The following is a 327-nucleotide window of genomic DNA, read 5'->3' as shown; positions in this document are numbered from 1 at the left end:
TCAGGCGTGGCCGAAGCGGGCTGCCAGGATTGCGTCGGCGATGGCCGGATTGAAGTCCTCGGGATCAAAATCTTCGCCCAACCACTCAAGGCGTTCGGCGTGCTCCGGATGGGTAGGATCGGCGAGGATGTCGAGCAGCTCACGATAGCCCCAGGGGCCGCCACAATCCTCGGGCGGACATCTGCGCTTCCCGGTGGTGCAGACCGGACGAGACAGAGCCTCAACAGCGGGCGGGCTCTTCTCGATGACGACGGCATGTTGCCAGTTGTCGCCGAAGTCGTAGGTGTAGGCGAAGCGGGTGACGCCTGACTTTGTCAGGCCGTTCAA

At 63.3% G+C, this 327-nt stretch carries 1 protein-coding gene; it reads right to left on the bottom strand.

The window, feature by feature from the left end; all coding sequences use genetic code 11:
- Positions 1 to 327: plasmid pRiA4b ORF-3 family protein (locus Q7A36_RS41225; RefSeq protein WP_305109544.1), on the bottom strand; the 327-nt coding region annotated here is incomplete at its 5' end.

The sequence above is a fragment of the Paracraurococcus lichenis genome (genome assembly GCF_030657435.1).
GTDB classification, from domain to species: Bacteria; Pseudomonadota; Alphaproteobacteria; order Acetobacterales; family Acetobacteraceae; genus Paracraurococcus; species Paracraurococcus lichenis.
This window is presented reverse-complemented; position numbering and strand designations above follow the sequence as displayed.